The sequence below is a fragment of the Acrocarpospora corrugata genome, from assembly GCF_009687845.1.
Taxonomy (GTDB): Bacteria; Actinomycetota; Actinomycetes; order Streptosporangiales; family Streptosporangiaceae; genus Acrocarpospora; species Acrocarpospora corrugata.
Genome location: NZ_BLAD01000045.1, coordinates 78,354 through 91,790, shown reverse-complemented (window position 1 = coordinate 91,790; position 13,437 = coordinate 78,354). Strand labels below are relative to the sequence as shown.

At 66.4% G+C, this 13,437-nt stretch carries 23 protein-coding genes; all 23 read left to right on the top strand.

The window, feature by feature from the left end:
* Positions 1 to 13: 13 nt before the first annotated feature.
* The 23 genes from fusA to rplO all read left to right on the top strand — a co-directional run bounded on the left by fusA (position 14) and on the right by rplO (position 13,376).
* Positions 14 to 2,101, top strand: coding sequence for an elongation factor G (gene fusA / locus Acor_RS12930; protein ID WP_155336946.1), 2,088 nt, complete (start codon positions 14 to 16; stop codon positions 2,099 to 2,101).
* 61 nt (positions 2,102 to 2,162) lie between these two features.
* On the top strand, positions 2,163 to 3,356 hold the full coding sequence (gene tuf, locus Acor_RS12925; protein WP_155336855.1) for an elongation factor Tu: 1,194 nt from the start codon (positions 2,163 to 2,165) through the stop codon (positions 3,354 to 3,356).
* A 244-nt stretch (positions 3,357 to 3,600) separates the two neighbouring features.
* Positions 3,601 to 3,909 (top strand): 30S ribosomal protein S10, encoded by a 309-nt coding sequence (gene rpsJ, locus Acor_RS12920; RefSeq protein ID WP_090930460.1) that lies wholly within the window; start codon positions 3,601 to 3,603, stop codon positions 3,907 to 3,909.
* A gap of 14 nt (positions 3,910 to 3,923) precedes the next feature.
* On the top strand, positions 3,924 to 4,577 hold the full coding sequence (gene rplC / locus Acor_RS12915) for a 50S ribosomal protein L3 (protein WP_155336854.1): 654 nt from the start codon (positions 3,924 to 3,926) through the stop codon (positions 4,575 to 4,577).
* Complete coding sequence (gene rplD, locus Acor_RS12910) at positions 4,574 to 5,227, top strand: 50S ribosomal protein L4 (protein ID WP_155336853.1); 654 nt, start codon at positions 4,574 to 4,576, stop codon at positions 5,225 to 5,227. The genes rplC and rplD overlap by 4 nt, the downstream gene beginning before the upstream one ends.
* On the top strand, positions 5,227 to 5,529 hold the full coding sequence (gene rplW, locus Acor_RS12905; protein ID WP_155336852.1) for a 50S ribosomal protein L23: 303 nt from the start codon (positions 5,227 to 5,229) through the stop codon (positions 5,527 to 5,529). Before rplD ends, rplW begins: the two co-directional genes overlap by 1 nt.
* Before the next feature lie 162 nt (positions 5,530 to 5,691).
* A complete protein-coding gene (gene rplB, locus Acor_RS12900; protein ID WP_155336851.1) occupies positions 5,692 to 6,528 on the top strand; it encodes a 50S ribosomal protein L2 in 837 nt (278 codons plus the stop codon).
* A gap of 11 nt (positions 6,529 to 6,539) precedes the next feature.
* Positions 6,540 to 6,818 (top strand): 30S ribosomal protein S19, encoded by a 279-nt coding sequence (rpsS, locus tag Acor_RS12895; RefSeq protein ID WP_132617246.1) that lies wholly within the window; start codon positions 6,540 to 6,542, stop codon positions 6,816 to 6,818.
* Positions 6,819 to 6,846: 28 nt separating this feature from the next.
* Positions 6,847 to 7,200: a 50S ribosomal protein L22 gene (gene rplV, locus Acor_RS12890; RefSeq protein WP_155336850.1), complete on the top strand. Its 354-nt coding sequence runs from the start codon at positions 6,847 to 6,849 to the stop codon at positions 7,198 to 7,200.
* Positions 7,200 to 8,072 carry a 30S ribosomal protein S3 gene (gene rpsC / locus Acor_RS12885; protein WP_155336849.1) on the top strand — a complete coding sequence of 291 codons (873 nt, stop codon included), beginning with the start codon at positions 7,200 to 7,202 and terminating at the stop codon, positions 8,070 to 8,072. The genes rplV and rpsC overlap by 1 nt, the downstream gene beginning before the upstream one ends.
* Before the next feature lie 2 nt (positions 8,073 to 8,074).
* Positions 8,075 to 8,494 carry a 50S ribosomal protein L16 gene (gene rplP, locus Acor_RS12880; RefSeq protein ID WP_155336848.1) on the top strand — a complete coding sequence of 140 codons (420 nt, stop codon included), beginning with the start codon at positions 8,075 to 8,077 and terminating at the stop codon, positions 8,492 to 8,494.
* On the top strand, positions 8,494 to 8,730 hold the full coding sequence (gene rpmC, locus Acor_RS12875) for a 50S ribosomal protein L29 (RefSeq protein ID WP_155336847.1): 237 nt from the start codon (positions 8,494 to 8,496) through the stop codon (positions 8,728 to 8,730). The genes rplP and rpmC overlap by 1 nt, the downstream gene beginning before the upstream one ends.
* Positions 8,723 to 9,013 carry a 30S ribosomal protein S17 gene (rpsQ, locus tag Acor_RS12870; protein ID WP_155336846.1) on the top strand — a complete coding sequence of 97 codons (291 nt, stop codon included), beginning with the start codon at positions 8,723 to 8,725 and terminating at the stop codon, positions 9,011 to 9,013. The genes rpmC and rpsQ overlap by 8 nt, the downstream gene beginning before the upstream one ends.
* Before the next feature lie 173 nt (positions 9,014 to 9,186).
* Positions 9,187 to 9,555 (top strand): 50S ribosomal protein L14, encoded by a 369-nt coding sequence (gene rplN / locus Acor_RS12865; protein WP_155336845.1) that lies wholly within the window; start codon positions 9,187 to 9,189, stop codon positions 9,553 to 9,555.
* Between the two features lie 12 nt (positions 9,556 to 9,567).
* Positions 9,568 to 9,867, top strand: a complete 300-nt coding sequence (gene rplX / locus Acor_RS12860) for a 50S ribosomal protein L24 (RefSeq protein WP_155336945.1) — start codon at positions 9,568 to 9,570, stop codon at positions 9,865 to 9,867.
* Positions 9,867 to 10,436 carry a 50S ribosomal protein L5 gene (gene rplE, locus Acor_RS12855; RefSeq protein WP_155336844.1) on the top strand — a complete coding sequence of 190 codons (570 nt, stop codon included), beginning with the start codon at positions 9,867 to 9,869 and terminating at the stop codon, positions 10,434 to 10,436. Before rplX ends, rplE begins: the two co-directional genes overlap by 1 nt.
* A gap of 2 nt (positions 10,437 to 10,438) precedes the next feature.
* Positions 10,439 to 10,624 (top strand): type Z 30S ribosomal protein S14, encoded by a 186-nt coding sequence (locus Acor_RS12850; RefSeq protein WP_155336843.1) that lies wholly within the window; start codon positions 10,439 to 10,441, stop codon positions 10,622 to 10,624.
* A 95-nt stretch (positions 10,625 to 10,719) separates the two neighbouring features.
* The gene (gene rpsH / locus Acor_RS12845) at positions 10,720 to 11,118 is read left to right on the top strand and encodes a 30S ribosomal protein S8 (RefSeq protein ID WP_155336842.1); all 399 of its coding nucleotides are present in this window, start codon (positions 10,720 to 10,722) and stop codon (positions 11,116 to 11,118) included.
* Between the two features lie 18 nt (positions 11,119 to 11,136).
* Entirely contained in the window at positions 11,137 to 11,679 is a 543-nt protein-coding gene (gene rplF, locus Acor_RS12840; RefSeq protein WP_155336841.1) for a 50S ribosomal protein L6, read from the top strand.
* Positions 11,679 to 12,056 (top strand): 50S ribosomal protein L18, encoded by a 378-nt coding sequence (gene rplR, locus Acor_RS12835; RefSeq protein WP_155336840.1) that lies wholly within the window; start codon positions 11,679 to 11,681, stop codon positions 12,054 to 12,056. The genes rplF and rplR overlap by 1 nt, the downstream gene beginning before the upstream one ends.
* A 43-nt stretch (positions 12,057 to 12,099) precedes the next feature.
* On the top strand, positions 12,100 to 12,732 hold the full coding sequence (rpsE, locus tag Acor_RS12830; protein ID WP_155336839.1) for a 30S ribosomal protein S5: 633 nt from the start codon (positions 12,100 to 12,102) through the stop codon (positions 12,730 to 12,732).
* 3 nt (positions 12,733 to 12,735) lie between these two features.
* Positions 12,736 to 12,918: a 50S ribosomal protein L30 gene (gene rpmD, locus Acor_RS12825; RefSeq protein WP_030451484.1), complete on the top strand. Its 183-nt coding sequence runs from the start codon at positions 12,736 to 12,738 to the stop codon at positions 12,916 to 12,918.
* Between the two features lie 2 nt (positions 12,919 to 12,920).
* Positions 12,921 to 13,376, top strand: coding sequence for a 50S ribosomal protein L15 (gene rplO, locus Acor_RS12820; protein WP_155336838.1), 456 nt, complete (start codon positions 12,921 to 12,923; stop codon positions 13,374 to 13,376).
* Positions 13,377 to 13,437 lie beyond the last annotated feature (61 nt).

Genomic DNA, 13,437 nt, shown 5'->3' with positions numbered 1-13,437 from the left:
AGTGGCCACCCAAATGGCTCTTGACCTGGCCAAGGTCCGCAACATCGGGATCATGGCTCATATCGACGCGGGCAAGACCACCACGACCGAGCGCATCCTGTTCTACACCGGGATCAACTACAAGATCGGTGAAGTTCATGAGGGCGCTGCCACCATGGACTGGATGGAGCAGGAGCAGGAGCGCGGCATCACGATCACGTCCGCCGCGACGACCTGTGAGTGGCTCGGCCACACCATCAACATCATCGACACCCCGGGGCACGTCGACTTCACCATCGAGGTGGAGCGCTCGCTCCGCGTGCTCGACGGCGCCGTCGCCGTGTTCGACGGTGTCGCGGGTGTCGAGCCGCAGTCCGAGACGGTGTGGCGCCAGGCCGACCGTTACGGTGTGCCGCGCATCTGCTTCGTGAACAAGATGGACCGGGTCGGCGCGGAGTTCCACCGCTGCGTCGACATGATGGTCAGCCGGCTCGCGGCCACTCCGGCCGTCATCCAGCTTCCCTGGGGCGTCGAGGCCGACTTCAAGGGCGTCATCGACCTGGTGAAGATGAAGGGCCTGCTCTGGAGCGCCGAGGCGGCCAAGGGCGAGATGTACGACATCGTCGACATCCCGGCCGACCATGTCGAGATCGCCCGTGAGTGGCGCGACAAGCTGGTCGAGACCATCGCCGAGAACGACGACGAGTTGATGGAGCTCTTCCTCGAGGGCGTTGAGCCCACCGAGGAGCAGCTGGTCGCGGGGATCCGCAGGGCCACCCTGGCCAGCGCCGTCAACCCGGTCCTGACCGGCACCGCGTTCAAGAACAAGGGCGTTCAGCCGCTGCTCGACGCGATCGTGGCGTACCTGCCCGCGCCGATCGACCTCCCGGCCTTCAAGGGCCACGCGGTCGGTCACGAGGACCAGATCATCGAGCGCAGCTCGGACGTCACCGAGCCGTTCTCGGCTCTCGCGTTCAAGATCATGAGCGACCAGCACCTGGGGCGTCTCACCTACATCCGGATCTACTCCGGCACCCTGGAGACCGGCACCGGCGTGGTGAACTCGGTCAAGGGGCGCAAGGAGCGGATCGGCAAGATCTACCAGATGCACGCGAACAAGCGCGAAGAGCGCCCGTCCGCGCACGCCGGTCAGATCGTCGCCGTGATGGGTCTGAAGGACACCACCACCGGCGACACGCTGTGCGACCCGAGCAACCAGGTCGTGCTGGAGTCGATGACGTTCCCGGCGCCGGTCATCAGCGTCGCGATCGAGCCCAAGACCAAGAGTGACCAGGAGAAGCTCGGCACCGCCATCCAGCGGCTGGCCGAGGAGGACCCGTCCTTCCAGGTGCGTCGTGACGAGGAGACCGGCCAGACCGTGATCCACGGCATGGGCGAGCTGCACCTGGAGATCCTGGTCGAGCGCATGCGCCGCGAGTTCAAGGTCGACGCCAACGTCGGCCGGCCGCAGGTGGCGTACCGCGAGACCATCCGCCGCAAGGTGGAGAAGGTCGACTACGTGCACAAGAAGCAGACCGGTGGCTCCGGCCAGTTCGCCAAGGTCATCATCGACCTTGAGCCGCTGGGCGAAGGCAACGACGGGTACGAGTTCGCGAACAAGGTCTCCGGTGGCCGCATCCCGCGGGAGTACATCCCGTCGGTGGACGCGGGCGCCCAGCAGGCCGCCGAGTTCGGCGTGCTCGCCGGTTACCCGATGGTAGGCGTGAAGGTCACCCTTCAGGACGGAGCCTTCCACGAAGTGGACTCCTCTGAAATGGCCTTCAAGATGGCCGGCTCGATGGTCTTCAAGGAGGCCGCCCGCAAGGCCGACCCCGTGCTCCTCGAACCGATGATGGCCGTTGAGGTCACCACGCCCGAGGACTACATGGGTGACGTCATCGGCGACCTGAACGGCCGCCGGGGTCAGATCCAGGCCATGGACGAGCGGGCCGGTGCCCGTGTCGTCAAGGCGCTCGTGCCGCTGTCCGAGATGTTCGGGTATGTCGGTGACCTGCGGAGCAAGACGCAGGGCCGGGCGAGCTACAGCATGCAGTTCGACTCCTACGCGGAGGTGCCCCCGGGCATCGCCAAGGAGATCGTCGCTAAGGTCCGGGGCGAGTAACTCCGCTCGGGACCGATTGGAAGACGAAAGTCAAGTCAGAAATCTCTAAGGAGACAGACCAGTGGCCAAGGCCAAGTTCGAGCGGAACAAGCCGCACGTGAACATCGGCACCATTGGGCACATCGACCACGGCAAGACCACTCTGACCGCGGCGATCACCAAGGTGCTTCACGACCGTTTCCCGGCCATCAACGAGGCGACGCCTTTCGACAAGATCGACAAGGCTCCCGAGGAGAAGGCTCGTGGCATCACCATCTCGATCGCGCACGTCGAGTACCAGACGGAGAAGCGCCACTACGCGCACGTCGACTGCCCTGGTCACGCCGACTATGTGAAGAACATGATCACCGGTGCCGCGCAGATGGACGGCGCGATCCTGGTGGTCGCCGCGACCGACGGTCCGATGCCGCAGACCAAGGAGCACGTGCTCCTGGCCCGCCAGGTCGGCGTTCCCTACATCGTGGTGGCCCTGAACAAGGCCGACATGGTGGACGACGAGGAGATCCTGGAGCTCGTCGAGCTCGAGGTCCGCGAGCTGCTCTCGGCTCAGGAGTTCCCCGGCGACGACCTGCCCGTGATCCGCGTCTCCGCGCTGAAGGCGCTGGAGGGCGACCAGGCCTGGGGCGACTCGATCATCGAGCTGATGACCGCTGTCGACGAGAGCGTGCCGCAGCCGACGCGTGACACCGACAAGCCGTTCCTGATGCCGATCGAGGACGTGTTCTCGATCACCGGTCGTGGCACCGTCGTGACCGGCCGGATCGAGCGCGGCATCGTCAAGGTCAACGAGACCGTCGACATCATCGGCATCAAGGAAAAGCACACCACGACCACCGTCACCGGTGTCGAGATGTTCCGCAAGCTGCTCGACGAGGGCCAGGCCGGTGACAACGTCGGTCTGCTCCTGCGTGGCATCAAGCGCGAGGACGTCGAGCGCGGCCAGTGCATCATCAAGCCGGGCACGACCACCCCGCACACCGAGTTCGAGGCGCAGGTCTACATCCTGTCCAAGGACGAGGGCGGCCGGCACACGCCGTTCTTCAACAACTACCGCCCGCAGTTCTACTTCCGCACCACCGACGTGACCGGTGTGGTGAACCTCCCCGAGGGCACCGAGATGGTCATGCCGGGCGACAACACCGAGATGAACGTCCAGCTCATCCAGCCCATCGCGATGGAGGACGGACTCAAGTTCGCCATCCGCGAGGGCGGCCGCACCGTCGGCGCCGGTCGAGTCGTAAAGATCATCAAGTAGTACCCGGCGGCCGGGTCCACCAGGGCCCGGCCGCTACCCGTGATGCCGCAGTCCTTTCGGCGAAATCCGAAGGAGCTGCCGGATCACGGATTAATGAGAAAGTCGTGAACTGGACAGCCGCAGCAGTGAATCGCCTGGTCGGCGGTCATGCGGCTGGCTATGGGACGGGTTTCTCATTAACTAGACAGCGGCAACCTGCCGCACGTTACTTGTTCAGACGACAGCGAAGGACACCGAGGCCATTATGGCGGGACAGAAGATCCGCATCCGGCTCAAGGCGTATGACCACGAGGTCATCGACACCTCGGCCAAGAAGATCGTCGAGACGGTGACGCGTACCGGTGCGAAGGTCGCGGGCCCGGTGCCGCTGCCGACCGAGAAGAACGTGTACTGCGTCATCCGTTCGCCGCACAAGTACAAGGACAGCCGCGAGCACTTTGAGATGCGCACGCACAAGCGGCTGATTGACATCATCGACCCGACACCCAAGACCGTCGACTCGCTCATGCGGCTCGACCTTCCCGCTGGTGTCGACATCTCGATCAAGCTCTGAGGGAACGCACTGACATGGCTAAGCAGATCAAGGGCGTCCTGGGCAAGAAGCTCGGCATGACCCAGGTCTTCGACGAGGGCAACCGGATGGTTCCGGTGACCGTCGTCGAGGCCGGTCCGTGCGTGGTGACCAGGGTCCGCACGGAAGAGCGCGACGGCTATGCCGCCGTGCAGCTCGGTTACGGGCAGGTCGACCCGCGCAAGGTGAACAAGCCGCTCGGCGACTACCTGCGCAAGCACGACATCACCCCGCGCCGCTACTTCGTCGAGGTACGCACCGACGACGCCGGCGACTACGCCCTCGGCCAGGAAGTCCTCGCGGACACCTTCGAGGCCGGGCAGCACGTCGACGTGACGGGCAAGAGCAAGGGCAAGGGCTTCGCGGGTGTCATGAAGCGCCACAACTTCCGTGGACTCAGCGCCTCGCACGGTACCCAGCGCAAGCATCGTTCGCCGGGCTCCATCGGTGGCTGTGCCACCCCGGGCCGCGTCTTCAAGGGCATGCGCATGGCCGGTCGGATGGGCAACGTCCGCACCACCATCCAGAGCCTGAAGGTGCACGCCGTGGACGCCGAGAAGGGTCTCATCCTGATCAAGGGTGCGATCCCCGGCGCCAACGGCAGCCTGGTTCTCATCCGCACCGCCGCCAAGAAGGGGGCCGGCAAGTGAGCATCACTCTCGACGTCCTCGACGCGAGCGGCGCCAAGACGGGCAGCAGCGTGGACCTGCCGGAGGATGTCTTCGGCGTCAAGGTCAACATCCCGCTGATCCACCAGGTCGTGGTGGCCCAGCTGGCCGCGCGCCGCCAGGGCACGCACGCCACCAAGACCCGCGGCAACGTCCGCGGCGGTGGCAAGAAGCCGTACCGGCAGAAGGGCACCGGCCGGGCCCGTCAGGGTTCGACCCGGGCGCCGCAGTTCACCGGCGGTGGCGTCGTGCACGGCCCGCAGCCGCGCTCGTACGAGCAGAAGACGCCCAAGAAGATGAAGGCCGCCGCGCTCCGCGGCGCGCTCTCCGACCGCGCGGTAGGCGGCCGGGTGCACGTGGTGAGCGAGCTGGTCACCGGCGAGACGCCGAAGACCAAGACCGCGCTCCAGGCGCTTCGCACGATCACCGAGGCGCGCAGCGTGCTCGTCGTGGTCGGCGAGGACGACGAGGTCACCTGGCTGAGTCTGCGCAACGCCCCGGAGGTCCACCTGCTGGACGCCGGGCAGCTGAACACCTATGACGTGCTGTGCCACGACGACGTCGTCTTCACGCAGGAGGCGTACGACACCGTGGTGGCGCGGCTCGCGAAGAGCGGGAAGGAAGAGGTCTGATGCAGAAGATCGCCGACCCGCGCGACATCATCATCAAGCCGATCGTCTCCGAGAAGAGCTACGGCCTGATCGACGAGCACAACAAGTACACGTTCCTGGTTCGGCAGGGGGTGAACAAGACGCAGGTGAAGATCGCCATCGAGCAGATTTTCGGGGTCAAGGTCGCCAGCGTCAACACCATCAACCGCCAGGGCAAGCGCAAGCGGACCCGTTTCGGCTACGGCCAGCGCCCGTCCACCAAGCGCGCGATCGTCAGCCTGGCCGAGGGCGAGCGCATCGACATTTTCGGCCAAATCGGCTGATCATATCGGCTGCGTCCGGCTTGGCCGCGCCGGCGTCTGGACTGAGGAACGCAGGGGAGCGAAGCGACCCGGAGTGACGAGGGAAGACGCCGGCTAAGGGGCGGCCAAGCCCGCCGATCCGCAGGATCGGCAAATAGACACAGACAAGGATGAACGAAAAAGATGGGCATCCGTAAGTACAAGCCGACGACCCCGGGTCGCCGCGGCGCGAGTGTCTCGGACTTCGCCGAGATCACGCGCAGCACGCCCGAGAAGTCGCTGCTTGCTCCCCTGCACAGCAAGGGCGGCCGTAACGTCCACGGCCGGGTCACGGCCCGGCACCAGGGCGGCGGTCACAAGCGCGCCTACCGGATCATCGATTTCCGCAGGCATGACAAGGACGGGATCCCGGCCAAGGTCGCTCACATCGAGTACGACCCCAACCGGACCTCGCGCATCGCCCTGCTGCACTACGCCGACGGTGAGAAGCGCTACATCCTCGCGCCGACCGGCATCAAGCAGGGCGACCGTATCGAGAACGGGCCTGGCGCCGACATCAAGCCGGGCAACTGCCTGCCGTTGCGCAACATCCCGACGGGTACCTTCATCCACGCGGTGGAGCTCCGTCCGGGCGGTGGCGCCAAGCTGGGCCGCAGCGCGGGAGCGCAGATCCAGCTGCTGGCCAAGGAAGGCACCTACGCCACGCTGCGTATGCCGTCCGGCGAAATGCGCCAGGTCGACGTGCGCTGCCGGGCTTCGGTCGGGCAGGTCGGCAACGCCGAGCAGGCCAACATCAACATCGGCAAGGCGGGGCGCAACCGGTGGAAGGGCAAGCGCCCGACCGTCCGTGGTGTCGCCATGAACCCCGTCGACCACCCGCACGGTGGTGGCGAGGGCAAGACCTCCGGTGGTCGCCACCCGGTCAACCCCAACGGCAAGCCCGAGGGGCGTACCAGGCAGGCGAACAAGGCCAGCGACCGGCTGATCATCCGACGTCGGAGCAAGAGGAAGAAGCGGTAGGAGCAGCCGAAATGCCACGTAGCCTTAAGAAAGGTCCCTTCGTGGACGACCACCTTCAGAAGAAGGTCGACGTCCAGAACGAGAAGGGCACCAAAACCGTCATCAAGACGTGGTCGCGGCGCTCCATGATCGTTCCCGACATGCTCGGGCACACGATCGCCGTGCACGACGGCCGTAAGCACGTCCCGGTGTTCATCACCGAGTCGATGATCGGTCACAAGCTCGGGGAGTTCGCGCCTACGCGGACCTTCCGCAGCCACGTCAAGGAAGACCGCCGCAGTCGGCGGTAGCGCCTTCATAAGCAACTAGGAGACAGCGATGGAAGCCAGGGCACAGGCGCGGTACGCGCGCCACACGCCCCGGAAGGCCCGCCGGGTGGTGGACCTCATTCGCGGCCTGCCCGCTTCGGAGGCGCAGGCCGTACTGCAGTTCGCCCCGCAGGCGGCGAGCGAGACCGTATACAAGGTGCTCTCGTCCGCCATGGCGAACGCCGAGCACAACTTCAAGCTCGACCGTGAGACGCTCGTCGTGAGCCGTGCGTGGGTGGACGAGGGACCGACGCTCAAGCGGTTCCGTCCCCGGGCCCAGGGTCGCGCCTATCGGATCAACAAGCGGACCAGCCACATCACCGTGATCGTGGAGTCCCGCGAGCCGAAGGGGAGGACCCGCTAGTGGGCCAGAAGGTTAACCCGCACGGGTTCCGCCTCGGCATCACCACCGACTTCAAGAGCCGGTGGTACGCCGACAAGCTCTACAAGGCGTATGTCGCGGAGGACGTCGCGATCCGCCGCATGCTGCAGAAGGGCATGGAGCGGGCCGGCATCTCCAAGGTCGAGATCGAGCGCACCACCGACCGCGTCCAGGTCGACATCCACACCGCCCGGCCGGGCATCGTCATCGGCCGCCGCGGCGCGGAGGCCGACCGGATCCGCGGCGATCTGGAGAAGCTCACCAAGAAGCAGGTCCAGCTCAACATCCTCGAGGTGAAGAACCCCGAGATCGACGCGCAGCTGGTCGCGCAGGGCGTGGCCGAGCAGCTCTCCAGCCGGGTCTCGTTCCGCCGTGCCATGCGCAAGGCGATGCAGTCCGCGATGAAGAGCGGCGCCAAGGGCATCCGGGTGCAGTGCTCCGGTCGCCTCGGCGGCGCGGAGATGTCCCGGTCGGAGTTCTACCGCGAGGGCCGGGTGCCCCTGCACACGCTCCGCGCGGAGATCGACTACGGCATCTACGAGGCCAAGACCACCTTCGGCCGCATCGGCGTGAAGGTGTGGATCTACAAGGGTGAGGCCCCGACCTCTCGCGCCGAGCGCGAGGCGGCGGCGGCCGGAGCCCGCGCGGGCCAGCGTCGTGAGCGCGACGACCGTCGCGGTGGCGGCGGTGGCGGCGGCGGCGCCGAGCGTCCTCGTCGTGGTGGTGGCGGCGACCGTCCCCGCCGTGGCGGCGCGGGCGGCGGCCGTACCGAGCGCGCACCCCGTACTGAGGCGGCCGCCCAGGCCGCCCCCGAGAGCGGCCCGGCGGAGCAGCCGGGTGCTGAAGGGAGCTGACCATGCTGATCCCGCGCAGGGTCAAGCACCGTAAGCAGCACCGGCCCGACCGTCATGGCGCTGCCAAGGGCGGTACCAGGGTCGTGTTCGGCGAGTTCGGCATTCAGGCGTTGGAGCACTCCTATGTGACCAACCGCCAGATCGAGTCGGCTCGTATCGCGATGACCCGGCACATCCGCCGTGGCGGCAAGGTGTGGATCAACATCTACCCGGACCGCCCGCTCACCAAGAAGCCGGCCGAGACCCGCATGGGTTCCGGTAAGGGTTCGCCGGAGTGGTGGATCGCCAATGTCAAGCCCGGTCGCGTCATGTTCGAGCTGTCCGGCGTCGCCGAGCCCGTCGCCCGTGAGGCGATGCGCCGTGCGATGCACAAGCTCCCTATGAAGTGCCGGTTCGTAAAGCGTGAAGTGGGTGAGGCGTGATGGCTAAGGGCCTGACCGCTGGTGAGCTGCGGGTGGAGGACCAGGAAGCCCTGGTCCAGAAGCTCAAGGAAGCCAAGGAGGAGCTGTTCAACCTCCGCTTCCAGTCGGCGACCGGTCAGTTGGAGAGCCACGGGCGGCTGCGTGCCGTCCGCCGCGAGATCGCCCGTATCTACACCGTGATGCGCGAGCGGGAGCTCGGCATCGTCACGGTCGAGAAGGAGTCGAGCGATGGCTGAAGCAACTGAGACCACTGGCAACGAGAAGAGCGGCCGGAACTACCGCAAGACCCGTGAGGGTCTGGTGGTCAGCGACAAGATGGAGAAGACCGTCGTCGTCGCCGTCGAGGACCGCGTGAAGCACCCGTTGTACGGCAAGGTCATCCGCCGTACCACGAAATACAAGGCGCACGACGAGGAGAACACGGCCGGCGTCGGCGACCGCGTGCTCCTGATGGAGACCCGGCCGCTGTCCGCCACCAAGCGGTGGCGGGTCGTGGAAGTCCTCGAACGCGCCAAGTAACACAGACGCGCCTCGTGGGGGGTGGGTGACCGCCCCCCATGGTGGTGTCCAAGGGGCCTCATGGCCCGCCTGCGGCGACGGTCCTGTAGGACTGACGTCGGGGGAAAAAGACCACATTGGTTCCGCCAGGCTCGTGACCTCACGAGAACCGGCGAGACACACAGGAGTTAGACGTGATCCAGCAGGAGTCGCGACTCAAGGTCGCCGACAACACGGGTGCCAAGGAGATTCTCTGCATCCGCGTGCTCGGTGGCTCTGGCCGGCGTTACGCGGGGATCGGCGACATCATCGTTGCGACGGTGAAGGACGCCATCCCGGGCGGCGGCGTGAAGAAGGGCGACGTCGTCAAGGCCGTCATCGTGCGCACCGTCAAGGAGCGCAGGCGGCCGGACGGTTCGTACATCCGCTTCGATGAGAACGCGGCGGTCATCATCAAGGACAGCGGTGACCCCCGGGGCACGCGTATCTTCGGCCCGGTCGGCCGCGAGCTGCGCGACAAGAAGTTCATGCGCATCATCTCGCTCGCGCCGGAGGTGTTGTAAATGCCGAAGCAGCTGCATGTGAAGAAGGGTGACCTGGTTCAGGTCATCGCCGGCAAGGACAAGGGCGCCAAAGGCCGGGTGATCGTCGCGCTGCCGCGTGAGGACCGCGTGGTGGTCGAGGGCGTCAACATGATCAAGAAGCACTCCAAGGTGACCAACAACGGTCCGCGCGGCGCCCGTGAGGGCGGCGTGACCACCCTGGAGGCTCCCATCCACGTGAGCAACGTCAAGAAGCTCAAGGATGACGACGAGAAGCCCGCCAAGACGGAGTCCAAGAAGGCGGACTCGGACAAGACGGGTGAGGACGACTGATGACTGCCCAGACGGAAGAGCGGGTCGCCCCGCGCCTCAAGCAGCGCTACCGCGAAGAGATCATCGCGAAGCTGCGCGAGGAGTTCGGCATCGAGAACATCATGCTGGTGCCCGGTGTCACCAAGATCAAGGTGAACATGGGCGTCGGCGAGGCCGCGCGCGACTCCAAGCTCATCGAGGGCGCGGTTCGCGACCTCACCGCCATCACCGGCCAGAAGCCGGCCGTGGTCCGGGCCCGCAAGTCCATCGCGCAGTTCAAGCTGCGTGAGGGCATGCCGATCGGCGCGCACGTGACGCTGCGCGGCGACCGCATGTGGGAGTTCCTGGACCGGCTGCTTTCGCTCGCGCTGCCCCGTATCCGGGACTTCCGCGGCCTGTCGCCGAAGCAGTTCGACGGCCACGGCAACTACACCTTCGGTCTCACCGAGCAGGTCATGTTCCACGAGATCGACCAGGACAAGGTCGACCGTCAGCGCGGCATGGACATCACGGTCGTGACCACGGCGACCACCGACGAACAGGGCCGGGCGCTGCTGAAGCTCCTCGGCTTCCCCTTCAAGGAGGCCTGATCATGGCGAAGACGTCGCTGAAGGTCAAGGCAGCGCGCAAGCAGAAGTTCGACGTCCGTGCGTACACTCGGTGCACGCGCTGTGGACGGCCGCGTGCGGTCTACCGGAAGTTCGGCCTGTGCCGGGTCTGCTTCCGCGAGATGGCGCACCGGGGCGAGCTGCCCGGCATCACCAAGTCCAGCTGGTAAATCACCGAAGTCATATTCACCGGGCGTTCCTTTCGAACGCCCACGACCGCACCGTAGGTCCCGTAGGGAAACCGCGGTGAGGAAGGCCGCCGGCCATGACGATGACCGACCCGATCGCAGACATGCTCACGCGTCTGCGTAACGCGAACTCGGCGTATCACGACTCCGTGAGCATGCCGTATTCGAAGATCAAGGCGCACATCGCCGAGATCCTTCAGCAGGAGGGTTACATCCAGGCCTGGACCGTCGAAGACGCCAAGGTCGGAAAGAACCTCGTGGTGGAGCTCAAGTTCGGGCCGACCAGGGAGCGCTCGCTCTCGGGCATCCGCCGGGTATCCAAGCCCGGCCTGCGGGTCTATGCAAAGAAGGACAACCTGCCTCGCGTTCTGGGCGGGCTCGGCGTCGCGATCATCTCGACCTCGGGCGGGCTCATGACGGACAAGCAGGCCGGCAAGCGCGGAGTGGGCGGGGAAGTCCTCGCCTTCGTTTGGTAAGAGGGGAGTAACCACAGCATGTCGCGAATTGGACGACTGCCCATCCCCGTACCGAGCGGTGTCGAGATCGCCATCGACGGCCGGGATGTCCAGGTCAAGGGCCCGAAGGGCACGCTTTCACACACGGTCGCGGAGCCCATCGAGGTCGCCCGCGCCGAGGACGGCACCATCGCCGTCACCCGTCCCAACGACGAGAACAAGGTCCGTGCGCTGCACGGCCTGTCTCGGACTCTGATCGCCAACATGGTGAGCGGGGTCACGGCGGGATACACGAAGACGCTGGAGATCGTCGGCGTGGGTTACCGCGTTCAGGCCAAGGGCCCGACGCAGCTGGAGTTCGCACTGGGCTTCAGCCACCCCGTCGTCGTCGACGCGCCGGAGGGTGTCACCTTCCGGGTCGAGCGCCCCACGCTTTTCCACGTGGACGGCATCGACAAGCAGAAAGTCGGCGAGGTCGCCGCGAACATCCGCAAGCTGCGCAAGCCTGACCCGTACAAGGGCAAGGGCGTGCGTTACCAGGGTGAAGTTATCCGCCGCAAGGTCGGAAAGGCTGGTAAGTAATGGCCGCGAAGTACGGCAAGCACACCGCCGCTCGCGCCATCTCGCGAGCCCGTCGTCACCGCCGTGTGCGCAAGAAGGTCGTCGGGACCGTCGAGCGTCCGCGTCTGGTCGTCAACCGGTCGACCCGGCACATGTTCGTCCAGATCGTGGACGACACCGCCGGTCACACGCTGGTGAGCGCGTCCACCATGGACTCCTCGCTGCGTACGGCCGACGGCGACAAGACCGAGAAGGCCAAGCAGGTCGGCGCGCTTCTCGCTCAGCGGGCCAAGGCCGCCGGGATCTCCGCCGTGGTCTTCGACCGCGGTGGCAACCGCTACGCGGGTCGCCTGGCGGCGCTCGCTGATAGCGCCCGTGAAGGCGGGTTGGACTTCTGATGATGACCACCCGTCTTATGAGCAATGAGAAGAGGAACCACTGATGGCTGGAGCTCCGCGTCGCGGTGCCGGCGGCGGTGGCGAGCGGCGGGAACGTCGTGACGATCGCCGCGGCGGCGCCCAGGACAAGGGCGTCTCTTACATCGAGCGCGTCGTGAAGATCAACCGAGTGGCCAAGGTCGTCAAGGGTGGCCGGCGCTTCAGCTTCACCGCGCTGGTCATCGTCGGCGACGGCAACGGCCTCGTCGGGGTCGGCTACGGCAAGGCCAAGGAGGTGCCCGCGGCGATCGCCAAGGGCGTCGAGGAGGCCAAGAAGCACTTCTTCAAGGTGCCGCGCATCCAGGGCACCATCCCGCACACCGTGCAGGGCGAGGACGCCGCCGGCGTCGTCCTCCTGCGGCCGGCCTCGCCCGGTACCGGTGTGATCGCGGGTGGCCCCGTGCGCGCGGTGCTGGAGTGCGCCGGGATCCACGACGTGCTGTCCAAGTCGCTCGGCTCGGACAACCCGATCAACATCGTGCACGCTACCGTGGCGGCGCTGAAGGGCCTGTCCCGGCCTGAGGAGATCGCGGCCCGCCGCGGTCTGCCGATCGAGGACGTCGCCCCCAAGGCGATGCTCAGGGCGCGCGCCGAGGGTCTCGCCGAGGCCGCCGCGGCGGCGAAGGCGGTGAGCTAGCCGATGGCTCGTCTGAAGATCACCCAGACCCGGTCCAAGATCGGTGGCAAGCAGAACCAGCGTGACTCGCTGCGCTCGCTGGGCCTGAAGCGCATCGGCGATGTGGTCGTCAAGGAGGACCGTCCCGAGATTCGCGGGATGGTCGCCGTGGTGACGCACCTCGTCGAGGTTGAAGAGGTCGACTAGTCATGACTGATAACACACCGCTCAAGCCGCACGACCTGCGTCCGGCCCCGGGCGCCCACAAGGCCAAGGTCCGCAAGGGCCGTGGCGAGGGCTCCAAGGGCAAGACCTCCGGTCGCGGCACCAAGGGCACCAAGTCCCGGACGAACGTCCCGCTCGGCTTCGAAGGTGGCCAGGTTCCGCTCCAGCGGCGGCTGCCGAAGCTGAAGGGCTTCTCCAACTCCCTGTTCAAGACGACCTACCAGGTCGTCAACCTGGACCGGCTCGGCGAGCTGTTCCCGGACGGCGGCGAGGTCACCGTGGACACGCTGGTCGAGGTGGGCGCGGTTCGCAAGAACCAGCTCGTCAAGGTGCTGGGAACCGGAGACATCTCGGTGGCGTTGAACGTGCGGGCGCACGCTTTCTCCGCCAGCGCCAAAGAGAAGATCGCCGCTGCCGGCGGCTCCGTCTCGGAGCTGTAGGCAGATGCTTCACGAGGCGCGGGGGCTCGGAATGAGTCTCCGCGCCCGTAGTGCGTTAGAG

Bases quoted from the DNA above. Each gene is read 5' to 3' on its own strand.
- rpsQ (WP_155336846.1), top strand. From the start codon at position 8,723: ATGGCTGAAGCAACTGAGACCACTGGCAACGAGAAGAGCGGCCGGAAC.
- rpsE (WP_155336839.1), top strand. From the start codon at position 12,100: ATGGCTGGAGCTCCGCGTCGCGGTGCCGGCGGCGGTGGCGAGCGGCGG.
- rpmD (WP_030451484.1), top strand. From the start codon at position 12,736: ATGGCTCGTCTGAAGATCACCCAGACCCGGTCCAAGATCGGTGGCAAG.
- rpsJ (WP_090930460.1), top strand. From the start codon at position 3,601: ATGGCGGGACAGAAGATCCGCATCCGGCTCAAGGCGTATGACCACGAG.
- rplB (WP_155336851.1), top strand. From the start codon at position 5,692: ATGGGCATCCGTAAGTACAAGCCGACGACCCCGGGTCGCCGCGGCGCG.
- fusA (WP_155336946.1), top strand. From the start codon at position 14: ATGGCTCTTGACCTGGCCAAGGTCCGCAACATCGGGATCATGGCTCAT.
- Acor_RS12850 (WP_155336843.1), top strand. From the start codon at position 10,439: ATGGCGAAGACGTCGCTGAAGGTCAAGGCAGCGCGCAAGCAGAAGTTC.
- rpsH (WP_155336842.1), top strand. From the start codon at position 10,720: ATGACGATGACCGACCCGATCGCAGACATGCTCACGCGTCTGCGTAAC.
- rplE (WP_155336844.1), top strand. From the start codon at position 9,867: ATGACTGCCCAGACGGAAGAGCGGGTCGCCCCGCGCCTCAAGCAGCGC.
- rplC (WP_155336854.1), top strand. From the start codon at position 3,924: ATGGCTAAGCAGATCAAGGGCGTCCTGGGCAAGAAGCTCGGCATGACC.
- rpsS (WP_132617246.1), top strand. From the start codon at position 6,540: ATGCCACGTAGCCTTAAGAAAGGTCCCTTCGTGGACGACCACCTTCAG.
- rplW (WP_155336852.1), top strand. From the start codon at position 5,227: ATGCAGAAGATCGCCGACCCGCGCGACATCATCATCAAGCCGATCGTC.
- rplF (WP_155336841.1), top strand. From the start codon at position 11,137: ATGTCGCGAATTGGACGACTGCCCATCCCCGTACCGAGCGGTGTCGAG.
- rplR (WP_155336840.1), top strand. From the start codon at position 11,679: ATGGCCGCGAAGTACGGCAAGCACACCGCCGCTCGCGCCATCTCGCGA.
- rplV (WP_155336850.1), top strand. From the start codon at position 6,847: ATGGAAGCCAGGGCACAGGCGCGGTACGCGCGCCACACGCCCCGGAAG.
- rplP (WP_155336848.1), top strand. From the start codon at position 8,075: ATGCTGATCCCGCGCAGGGTCAAGCACCGTAAGCAGCACCGGCCCGAC.
- rplO (WP_155336838.1), top strand. From the start codon at position 12,921: ATGACTGATAACACACCGCTCAAGCCGCACGACCTGCGTCCGGCCCCG.
- rpmC (WP_155336847.1), top strand. From the start codon at position 8,494: ATGGCTAAGGGCCTGACCGCTGGTGAGCTGCGGGTGGAGGACCAGGAA.